Raw genomic sequence first — 10,813 nt, forward strand, 5'->3', positions numbered from 1 at the left:
ACTGGTTGTTTCTATTTATGTCTCAGATTTAACGCATGGTTGGGAATAGTAATACGTCACGGATCGATTGAGCATCGGTCAATAGCATGACTAGACGGTCGATTCCGATACCTAGTCCGCCAGTTGGTGGCATGCCATATTCTAGCGCTTCTAAGAAGTCTTCGTCTAAACCATGTGCTTCATCGTTTCCAAGCTCGCGTTCTTTTTCTTGCGCTTCAAAACGTTCTCTTTGATCGATTGGATCATTCAGCTCAGTAAAGGCATTAGCAAATTCTTTACCTGTGATGAACAATTCGAAACGGTCAGTAAAACGTGGGTCTTCAGGATTTTTCTTCGCCAATGGAGAAACTTCTACTGGATGTCCATAGACAAAAGTAGGTTGCACTAAGGTTTCTTCCACAAACGCTTCAAAGAATTCATTGATGACGTGACCAACACCCATTGCTTCTGTCACTTCAACTTGGTGTTCTTTTGCAATCGCTAGTGCTTCTTCTAAGGTCATTTCTTTCCAGAAATCAACACCTGTATGCTCTTTGATTGCATCGACCATATGCACACGTTTGAAATCACTCTCTAAATCAACTGCTTGACCTGCATAAGTGATTTTAGCTGTTCCTAATACTTTTTCAGCTGCATTACGGATGATACCTTCTGTCAAGTTCATCACATCTTGAAAATCAGTATATGCAGTGTATGCTTCAAGCATCGTGAACTCAGGGTTGTGGGTCGTATCGATTCCTTCATTACGGAATACACGGCCGATCTCATAAACTTTTTCCATACCACCAACGATCAGACGTTTCAAATGAAGTTCTAACGCAATACGTAGATATAGATCCATATCTAACGCATTGTGATGTGTGATAAACGGACGTGCTGCTGCTCCACCGGCTTCATTATGCAAGACTGGTGTTTCAACTTCGATATAGCCGTTCCCATCTAAATAGCGACGGATCTCACTAATGATTTGACTGCGTTTCATGAAGCGGTCAAAACTATCTCTATTACTTACTAAATCAAGGTAACGCTGTCTGTATCGTTGTTCGATGTTCGTTAATCCATGATATTTATCTGGTAATGGACGAAGTGCTTTTGATAAGATGACGATTTCAGAGGCTTTAATCGATACCTCACCTGTATCAGTTTTCATGATTTCTCCAGTTACGCCAAAGAAATCTCCTAAGTCAGCATGTTTGAATACTTCATAAGCTTCTTCACCTACTCGGTCTTTGCGTACGTAGATTTGGATTTGGCCTTCTCTGTCTTGCAGATGAGCAAATCCAGCTTTACCTTTTCCACGGCGTGTCATCATACGGCCAGCAACACTCGCTGTCAATGCCATCTCCGCCAATTCTTCTTTTGTACGTGGATCAAATAATTCGTGCAATTCTTGGGAATTATGTGTACGCTCAAATCGCTTACCAAATGGATCGATCCCATTTTCTCTCAATTGCTCCATTTTTTCACGACGAACAATCATTTGATCGTTTAAATCTTCTAATTGATTTTGTTGTTCCTCAGTCACAAAAGTTCCTCCATTCTCATCTTATTCTCTTCCTTATAATGCCAATGAAACGCAAAAAAAGCAAGCCGAACTTAGTGTTTCGGCTTGAATTTCGCAAAAAACTTAGAATAACTTCCTAAGATTGAAGTGATAATTTTTCACTTTTTTCAACCAATTGGTCAAGCAGTTCATTGATTTCATGCTGTTTCTCAGTCTTATTGATCGCTAATTTGATCTTGGCTGCCCGGGAGACACCTTTTAGATAGTAGGAAGCGTGTGTCCGAAACTCACGACAGGCGATGGTTTCTCCTTTTAAATCAACTAAACGTTCTAGATGTAATTTTGCAGTAGCAATTTTTTCGCGTGCGGTTGGTTCCGGAATCAGCTCTCCAGTTTCTAAATAATGTTGCGTCCGATGGATCATCCAAGGATTCCCTAAAGCAGCACGTCCGATCATGACGCCATCGGCACCCACGTATTCCAACATGCGTTTTGCATCTTCTGGCGTTTTGACGTCTCCATTACCCATAAAAGGAATCGTTAGATGTTTTTTGACTTCCTTTAACACTTCCCAATCGGCTTTTCCTTCATACATTTGCACACGTGTTCGTCCGTGCATGGCTACTGCACCGGCACCGGCTGCTTGAGCAGCTAATGCGTTTTCGACAGCAAAAACATGTTCTTCGTCCCAACCAATACGCATTTTCACAGTAACTGGCACATCAACTGCCGATGCAACTGCATGAACCATTTCATAGACTTTATCAGGGTCTAATAACCATTTTGCACCTGCTTCAGCTTTGATGATTTTATTGACTGGGCATCCCATATTGATATCAATGATATCTGCTGTAGTATGCTTCTCAACAAACTGTGCTGCTTCTACTAGTGTGTCTTTGTTCCCACCAAATATTTGCAAACTTAATGGATGCTCCGTTTCGTCGATATGCAGCATTTCCAATGTTTTTTTGTTGCGGAAATGAATACCTTGGTCACTGATCATCTCACAAACGACCATTCCTGCACCAAATTCTTTGACGGTTACACGAAATGCGGCGTTCGTGATCCCTGCCATTGGTGCTACAACCACGCGATTCGGTATTTCAACGTTCCCGATTTTCCATGTGTGATCCACTTATAATCCTCCCAAGGCTTCTGTCTTCAATGCTGCTAGGTCATCTTCTGTGTAGGTATACTTATTATTACAAAATGAGCAAACTGCTTCTGCGCCATGGTCTTCATCGATCATTGCTTGGATTTCTGCTGCGCCTAAAGCAATGATTGCTTCACCAAACTTTTCTTTCGAACAATCACATTTGAACTGCACAGGCATTTTTTCTAGTACTTGCAATTCGTCTGTTCCTAACAATCCTTGCAAGATTTCTTCAGGTGTCAACCCTTCATCTAAGAGTGTAGAAATACGTGGTGTTGTTTTCAGTTGCTCTTCGATTTTCGCAATCGTTTCTTCGTCTGCCCCTGGCATGATCTGGATCATAAAACCACCCGCTGTCTTGATGGTATCATCCGTATTGACTAAGACGCTTAGCCCTACAGCTGAAGGGATTTGTTCTGAAATCGCTAAATAGTACGTGAAATCTTCAGCTAGTTCACCAGATACAATCGGTGTTTGTCCTGAAAAAGGTTCTTTTAACCCTAGATCTTTTGTCACACTGAACATCCCTTGTGTCCCTACTGCTCCACGTACATCGATTTTTCCTTCTGCGTTCAGCGGTAAACTTAGGTGTGGATTTTTGATATACCCTTTGACATCACCTTTACCATTCGCATCAACAACGATCCCACCTGCAGGGCCATCTCCTTGGATGCGTACTGTTAATTTATCTTCTCCTTTAACTGTCGCACCTAGAAGCAGACTACCAACTAATGCACGGCCTAATGCTGCTGATGATGTATGCCAAGTATCATGGCGTTGCTGCGCTTCTGCGACAGTATTGGTTGCACGAACAGCATATGCTCGAACAAATCCGTCATTGGCTAATGCCTTTACTAAATAATCTTCCATTTGTATGTACCTCATTTCCCGATTTTAAAACTCATAGTGAATCATACTAGTAACTTCCAAATTTTTCAACTTTTGAATTTGTAAATTCTGCGTTTCTTTTTTAAATATCAGACACAAAAAAAGAGCTGCGACTTTCGTCACAGCTTCTTTCTTTATCTATTTTGATCATCTGAATGATTTTGTTCATCCGTTGAAGTCGATTGATTGTCATCATTCAACTCTTTTTTCGCTTCATCAAACTCATGCTTTTCTTCTGCTTGTTTTTCCGCATCTTTTTCTTCTAGTGCACGTTTTGCTTCTTCAAACGTTTGCGCTTCTTTTTCACTAGGGAAGTCTGCCGATTCTGCTCCTTCAGGCATTACACCTTTTTCAAAGAGAGATTTGATTGCTTTGGCATCCAATGTTTCAAATTCAAGCAGTTTTTCTGCGATCAGTTTGTGTTGTGCACGGTGTGCTTCGATGATTTCATGTGCTTTTTGATGTGCTTCCATCAAGATCTTGCGTACTTCTTGGTCGATTTCAAAAGCAACTTGTTCTGAGTATGCTTTCGTTTGACCATAGTCACGGCCTACGAATACTTGGTGGTTTCCTTCATATTGGACAGGACCTAAGCGATCACTCATCCCATACTCTGTAACCATGCTTCTTGCTAGTGCTGTTGCTTGTTCAAAGTCATTTGATGCACCAGTAGATTGAACGTTGAAGATGATTTCTTCTGCGGTACGTCCACCTAGTAAACCAACGATTTGTTCAAACATATCTTCTTTTGTCATTAAGAATTGATCTTCTTTTGGTAAAGCGATCATATATCCACCAGCACGTCCACGCGGGATGATCGTTACTTTGTGAACGACACGGGCACGACTCAAGACAAGTCCAACGATCGTATGACCTGCTTCATGGTAAGCGACCATTTCGCGTTCGCGTTTGCTGATGACACGGTCTTTCTTGGCTGGTCCAGCAATCACGCGGTCTTCTGCTTCATCGATATCAGAAGCATCGATTTTTTTCTTGTTTCGACGAGCAGCTACTAATGCTGCTTCGTTTAAGACGTTTTCTAAATCAGCACCAGCAAAACCTGGTGTTTGTTGTGCTACGACTTTCAAATCAACATCGTCAGCAATTGGTTTGTTTCTTGCGTGAACTCGTAAAATCGCTTCACGGCCTTTGACATCTGGACGACCAACTAAAATTTGACGGTCAAAACGTCCTGGACGAAGCAAGGCTGGATCTAATACGTCTGAACGGTTTGTCGCTGCAATCACGATCACGCCTTCATTTCCATCGAATCCATCCATTTCAACAAGCAATTGGTTCAGTGTTTGTTCACGTTCATCGTGTCCGCCACCCATACCAGCGCCACGTTGACGACCGACAGCATCGATTTCATCAATAAAGATGATTGCTGGAGCATTCTTTTTTGCAGTTTCAAATAAGTCACGAACTCGGCTTGCACCGACCCCAACAAACATTTCAACAAAGTCTGAACCCGAAATAGAGTAGAATGGTACGCCAGCTTCACCAGCAACTGCTTTGGCAAGCAATGTTTTACCTGTTCCTGGAGGTCCTTCTAAGAGAACTCCGGCTGGGATACGTGCACCCAGTTCAATGAAGCGTCTTGGATCTTTTAGGAACTCAACGACTTCGACAAGTTCTTGTTTTTCTTCTTCCGCACCCGCTACATCAGAGAAACGAACGCGATTTGCTTTTTTGTCGGCTTCTTTTGCTTTGGATTTCCCAAAGTTCATCACACGGCCTCCGCCGCCTCCGCCGCCACCTTGTTGTCCCATCATCATATAGAAGAAGAAGACGATGATCACGATTGGCAAGAAGCTTAATAGGAGTGATACCCATACGCCGCTACTTGATTCTTCTCTGATCGTAGTTGCTACGTTGTTGTCTTTTGCCAACTCTGTGACTTGGCTCAATGTTGTATCGTTTGGCAAAATAATCGTAGTGAAGTGCGTAGTTGATGTCTCAGTAGTACCTAGAATCGATAGACCGCCACTATTTGCAACTGTCTGTTGTTCTTTGTATTCACCTGAGATCTTATACACACCATTAGCAGGTTGCACCTCAAAGTTTTTGATTTTGCCTTCTTGTAATTGTTCAGTGAATTTTGAGTACTCGATATCTGACGACCGTTGGCCATTGTTACCAAAAATAAAGTAGACGACCATTACCATCGCTAAGATTACGAGGACATAATACAAGGCATTTTTCATCATGCCATTGTTTTTTTTGTTCATAGTTGTCCTCCCTATGCGTTATTTTTACTTGATAAATCTTTTATCAATCCTGACCATACTATTGTAACATAATTTATGAGAGATAGATGATTAATTTGATTGATAAACGCTCGGTTTTAGTACACCGATGTATGGAAGATTTCGATAGGCTTCTGCATAATCTAATCCGTAACCTACCACAAACTCGTTTGGCACATTGAAACCAATGTAATCCGCTTCGATATCTACGACTCTGCCTTCGGGCTTATCAAGAAGTGTCACGATTTTAACTGAGTTTGCTTTACGGTATTTAAATAGATCGACTAAATAAGCAAGTGTTCTTCCGCTATCAATGATGTCTTCGACGATCAATAAATCACGGCCTTCCACATTCGTATCCAAGTCTTTTACGATTTTCACTTCACCTGATGAAACAGTTGCGTTACCGTAACTTGAAACATCCATAAAATCCAATTCTAGGTAAGCATCGATCGAACGGATAATGTCTGCCATAAATGGGACAGCACCTTTCAATACACCAACAACCAACGGATTTTTATCTTGATAATTTTCAGTTAACTCTTTTCCTAGTTCTTTACAACGAACTTGTATCTCTTCTTGCGTGATCAATACTCTCTCGATATCTTTTTCTAACATCAGGTTCTCCTTCCAATTGCTTCTTTTTGATATTTGTAAAGAAGTATGTAGTGTATTTTATCAGTTTCTACACCAATACTCAAATAAGAATGGACAAAAGGGACTAGACTCCATAGATTTCTCCCTTCATCTATAATAACCCATGAATTTTTTCGTTGTGCAACAGATATTTTTTTATCGATAAAATATCTTGACACTTTTTTGTTCAATGTCTCCGTCAATTGGATGCGATCTCCCGGTTTTCGCCGATCGACCCAAAGCGATTGTTCGGCTGATAACCATAGATCATGAGTGAAGATTTCACCTGTTTCATCCAGTTTCCAATCTGGAAGTTGGTCGGGGGTGTAGATCCCTAACCATTCCGACTCTCCTAACTGAATGGATTGATTCGGTATGATTTCTAACGGAGTATCTTGGTGATTAGTTGATCGTTCCTTTTTTCTTTTATAAAGATAAAGTACTTCATAGGAACGTTCGATCACCCAGCGTTTGCCCAGATCAATCTGCCATTGTCCTGCGGCTTGTTCACATTGTTGTAACAACGTATCAATCTGTTTTTCTTTGATCGTCACTTTCGTAACTGGAAAAACGTAATCAAAGAACGTGTAAAAGAAGAAGTAACGTTCAAATGATTCCAAACTTTCGATCACCGTCCACGGAATAGATAAGCGCTCTTCTCCATACGTAAGATGTTCCGTGATCATCTGATGAGTATTTTTTCGGATAAATTGCTCTGCCCATTGGATTTGTTGCGAGAATTTTTGGAAATGAGCCATCGCCTGGGTATTTTCTTTTTTCAATTGTGGTACGACTAAATGACGCAGTCGATTACGTTGGACAGTTAGTTCCTGATTGGTATGGTCCTCAAAAAAAGGTAAATCTTCTGCTTCCGCATACGCATACAATTGTTCTTTACTAAATGACAACAACGGTCGAATCAGTCGCCCACCAGCAAAAGGTTGCGTTTCCTTGATTCCCGCATACGTACCTAGCTGCCCACCACGAATGATTTTCATCAAAATCGTTTCCATTTGATCATCCCCATGGTGCGCTGTCATCAATGTATCATAATGATCATGTCGTACGATCTCATCAAATTTCTCATACCGAAAAGCTCGAGCAGCCGTTTCAATTCCTTGTTCCGCTGGATTCTCCCATACTTTCAAGTGGAAAGTAAGATTGTTTTTATCGCAAAAGTCAGCAAGATAGGCTGCTTCATCCGCAGAAACGCTCCGTAAGCGATGATCGATATGGACAACCCCTAACCGAAAGCCAATTTGTTTTTGGGCGGTCATTAAGCAATCGAGTAAAACCATCGAGTCTACACCACCGGAAACAGCAACTAGTATTTTCGCATGTTCAGACAGATAGCCACGGCGTAAGCCTCTTTTTATAAATGCTTGTTTAAACTGACTTGCTCTTCTATCCATTGGTGTCACATCCTTTTACAAAATAAAAAGAGCGGACAAAAGTCTGTGACAATTGCCTGCCCTTCAATTTCGCTTAGCTTAGCTACGGCGACCGCCACGGCCTCCGCGTTTTCCTTCTGTGTTGCGTTTTAAGGAAGTCAATCGATCATCGCTATCTTTTAAAAATGAGCTCATCAATGAATCGAAGTCTTCTTTTGTATTGGAAGGTTGGCTGCGAGAAAAAGATTTTTTCTGCGGTGCGCGTCCTCGATTATCTCGAGTTTCTTTTTGTGGATATCTCTTTTGACGATTTTCATCATTAGTTTCTACTGGTTGCTCTTGTGCTTTGCGGATAGATAAACCGATTTTCCCATCATCATTGACTGTAATGACTTTGACTGTTACCTCATCACCAACGCTCAATACATCATGAATATCCTTGATATAACCGTTTGATACTTCACTGATATGAACTAACCCTGTTTTGCCAGCTCCTAAATCAATAAACGCGCCAAAATTTGTGATTCCTGAAACTTTTCCTTGCAGTTTTGCTCCTACCTCGATTGACATAAAAAAAATGTTCCTCCTAATTATTTCCCTTTTTTTATATTACTGCTTATTGGGCAGTTGTTGAACTCGTTGTTTGTTCATCGGTGTCTGCTGAATTATCTGTCGTAGATTCAAGTATCGGGTAGACTTGCTCCCCTTCTTTTGAATAGAAAAATTTGCTTCTAGCAAGTTTTGCTACGTAATCTTCATCTTTAAGCAATTTCACGTCTTCTGTGAGTTGGTCTACATCTTTATTGATTTGTTGTAACTCTGTATCTGCTTCGACTTTTAATTCATTTAAATGATTCATTCGTTGCATATCATTAAAAATTTGGAAACCTATTACAGCGAAAATGACCAAAGCACCTAAAAAGATGGCTGCTAACCTGCGTCTACGAAAAATCAATTGGCGTTGTTGTTGTTGAAATTCGACATATTTTTTCTTTGCATACTCTGTGTCTAGTGCAGCGATTTTATTGCTTTTGTTTGCCACCTGTATTCGCTCCAATCTTTTTTGATTGTCATTCTTTATTATACCAACATCCTGAATGCTTGTCTAATCTATTTCGCTTGTGTTTTGTACTCGTGTTTCTGACAAGACTTCATACATTTTTTGTGCATCTTCTTTTTTTGTTGACTCATGCAACTCTGCTACCTTGATTTCCATCGTTTTGTTGCCAAATTGGATGTCCAATTGGTCTCCAACCTTGACATCACTGGAAGATTTCGCGAGTTTGCCATTGATTTTGATTCGTCCTTTATCCGCCACTTCTTTAGCGACAGATCGGCGCTTGATGATTCGCGAGATTTTTAAAAATTTATCTAATCGCATCTCATGTCCTCACTTTTCTTTTTTTATTTTTTTCAAACGTAAGATTTTCTTACCAAATGGCAGTAACAGCCATTCACGGATCGTAAATAATTTTGTCCAGATCACTGCATATACAAATGTGACTACGCCTATAATGACACCGCCTAGGCTGGCAAAAAGAGCAGTCGAGCGATGGCTCACTGGACCAAACAATAAGTTTAAGAAGCCATAATACACAAACAACGCTAAGACCATACAACCTAAACATTGGATTAATTTCTTACCAAATTTTCGTTCGTGCCAAAAACTATTGATTGCTGGAGTTTCAGTACGGACAAAATACCATAAAGTCACTGATAGTCCAAGTAATGTCGATAAACTAGCACCGACTGTTCCTAAATAACTCGTGAGAAGGGGGGTAGCTAAAGCTTTAGCAAGCAAGCCCCAACCAGCACCCTTTAATGAGGGGCGAAAAGAGTTTTTACTTTGAGCAATGCTTTGGTACGCTTGAATAATTGCAGTTAGTCCAATGGAAAAAACAAACAGAACTAGTGTCATATTTCCAGCATAATCTTTAAACAATGCGTAATTGATATAAGGCAACAATACAGCTAATCCTACTGAAGCTGCCAACGCCAATGCAGTCGTCAGACGCAAGTAAATTTTTGCTGTGGAATAAAATTGTCCTTTGACTGCACTCGTTAGGTAGCGTGTCAACGCGGGTAAGAACGTAGCACTTAAAGCTGTAGCAATAACTAATCCTAATTGAACTAACGGTTGCCCACGATCATATACTCCTTTAGCTATTTTAGATGCTTGCTCGGATAAACCATAGATTTGTAACGCATTCTTAACAAAAAAAGAATCAATCAATTGGAAGAAGATCAATAGACCACTATAAATGGATACTAATCCCCCTTCAATCAAGAACCGGCGCACGAGTGATTTCGCTGGCCTTCTTAAAATCGGAAAGTGGCGGAAGCTCAATGCACCACCATGGATTTTTTGTTCATAATAGTACAGTACACCATATGCACATACGCCACCAAATACTGCGCCACTCATTGCCGCTGTGCCTGTTTGATAGACTGTCCAGCCTAATCGCTTAAAGGCAATCGCGCTAAAAACAATGATCGCTACACGAACAATTTGTTCAACGACTTGCGAAACCGCTGTGGGCTCCATTAAAAACCGACCTTGAAAATTCCCACGATAATAAGATAGTCCTGGCATCAACAAAAACGTGAAGGAGACGATCCGAATCAACGGCATCAATTGTTGATCCCCCATCATGAGAGCGATCCAGTGACTAAATGAAAATACGAAGAGCCAGAGTAAAAAGCCTGACCAAAAAACAAGGGGATAAAGATTTTTCAATGCTTGTCTTTGTTCGAAAGGGTCTTTTTTTTCTGCTACATATTTAGAGATAAACTGGGGTAGCCCCGACAAAGCGAGTGTCATCGCAATACCATAAATAGGATAAACTTGTTGATAAACATAAAAACCTTCATCGCCCACTAAGTTTTGCAATGGAATCCGATATAGTGCGCTGAGGACTTTTGCTATAAAGGAGGCAAGCGTCAACACAAAGGCACCGTGCATCACTTGACGCATTTCTTTATGATCCAAAGG

The 10,813-nt window shown here is 40.8% G+C and carries 10 protein-coding genes; all 10 read right to left on the bottom strand.

Translation table 11 applies throughout. From position 1 onward, the window contains the following. Positions 1 to 28: 28 nt before the first annotated feature. The 10 genes from lysS to EM4838_RS13245 all read right to left on the bottom strand — a co-directional run bounded on the left by lysS (position 29) and on the right by EM4838_RS13245 (position 10,810). Complete coding sequence (lysS, locus tag EM4838_RS13200; RefSeq protein WP_010734126.1) at positions 29 to 1,525, bottom strand: lysine--tRNA ligase; 1,497 nt, start codon at positions 1,523 to 1,525, stop codon at positions 29 to 31. A 115-nt stretch (positions 1,526 to 1,640) separates the two neighbouring features. Continuing rightward, entirely contained in the window at positions 1,641 to 2,639 is a 999-nt protein-coding gene (dusB, locus tag EM4838_RS13205) for a tRNA dihydrouridine synthase DusB (RefSeq protein ID WP_071866560.1), read from the bottom strand. After that, entirely contained in the window at positions 2,640 to 3,527 is an 888-nt protein-coding gene (gene hslO, locus EM4838_RS13210) for an Hsp33 family molecular chaperone HslO (RefSeq protein WP_071866559.1), read from the bottom strand. Positions 3,528 to 3,679: 152 nt separating this feature from the next. Beyond that, positions 3,680 to 5,776 (bottom strand): ATP-dependent zinc metalloprotease FtsH, encoded by a 2,097-nt coding sequence (ftsH, locus tag EM4838_RS13215; RefSeq protein WP_019722333.1) that lies wholly within the window; start codon positions 5,774 to 5,776, stop codon positions 3,680 to 3,682. Between the two features lie 90 nt (positions 5,777 to 5,866). After that, positions 5,867 to 6,412, bottom strand: coding sequence for a hypoxanthine phosphoribosyltransferase (gene hpt / locus EM4838_RS13220; protein ID WP_010734122.1), 546 nt, complete (start codon positions 6,410 to 6,412; stop codon positions 5,867 to 5,869). Continuing rightward, positions 6,412 to 7,842, bottom strand: coding sequence for a tRNA lysidine(34) synthetase TilS (tilS, locus tag EM4838_RS13225; RefSeq protein WP_071866558.1), 1,431 nt, complete (start codon positions 7,840 to 7,842; stop codon positions 6,412 to 6,414). Before tilS ends, hpt begins: the two co-directional genes overlap by 1 nt. Positions 7,843 to 7,920: 78 nt before the next feature. Then, on the bottom strand, positions 7,921 to 8,391 hold the full coding sequence (locus tag EM4838_RS13230) for a S1 domain-containing RNA-binding protein (RefSeq protein ID WP_010734120.1): 471 nt from the start codon (positions 8,389 to 8,391) through the stop codon (positions 7,921 to 7,923). Positions 8,392 to 8,437: 46 nt separating this feature from the next. Beyond that, positions 8,438 to 8,863, bottom strand: coding sequence for an FtsB family cell division protein (locus EM4838_RS13235; protein WP_010734119.1), 426 nt, complete (start codon positions 8,861 to 8,863; stop codon positions 8,438 to 8,440). Positions 8,864 to 8,926: 63 nt separating this feature from the next. Further along, positions 8,927 to 9,202: an RNA-binding S4 domain-containing protein gene (locus EM4838_RS13240; protein ID WP_019722335.1), complete on the bottom strand. Its 276-nt coding sequence runs from the start codon at positions 9,200 to 9,202 to the stop codon at positions 8,927 to 8,929. A gap of 9 nt (positions 9,203 to 9,211) precedes the next feature. Continuing rightward, positions 9,212 to 10,810 carry a putative polysaccharide biosynthesis protein gene (locus tag EM4838_RS13245; protein ID WP_071866557.1) on the bottom strand — a complete coding sequence of 533 codons (1,599 nt, stop codon included), beginning with the start codon at positions 10,808 to 10,810 and terminating at the stop codon, positions 9,212 to 9,214. Positions 10,811 to 10,813: the final 3 nt, after the last annotated feature.

Source organism: Enterococcus mundtii (assembly GCF_002813755.1).
Classification (GTDB): Bacteria; Bacillota; Bacilli; order Lactobacillales; family Enterococcaceae; genus Enterococcus_B; species Enterococcus_B mundtii.

Bases quoted from the DNA above. Each gene is read 5' to 3' on its own strand.
- hslO (WP_071866559.1), bottom strand. From the start codon at position 3,527: ATGGAAGATTATTTAGTAAAGGCATTAGCCAATGACGGATTTGTTCGA.
- ftsH (WP_019722333.1), bottom strand. From the start codon at position 5,776: ATGAACAAAAAAAACAATGGCATGATGAAAAATGCCTTGTATTATGTC.
- hpt (WP_010734122.1), bottom strand. From the start codon at position 6,412: ATGTTAGAAAAAGATATCGAGAGAGTATTGATCACGCAAGAAGAGATA.
- tilS (WP_071866558.1), bottom strand. From the start codon at position 7,842: ATGGATAGAAGAGCAAGTCAGTTTAAACAAGCATTTATAAAAAGAGGC.
- EM4838_RS13230 (WP_010734120.1), bottom strand. From the start codon at position 8,391: ATGTCAATCGAGGTAGGAGCAAAACTGCAAGGAAAAGTTTCAGGAATC.
- EM4838_RS13240 (WP_019722335.1), bottom strand. From the start codon at position 9,202: ATGCGATTAGATAAATTTTTAAAAATCTCGCGAATCATCAAGCGCCGA.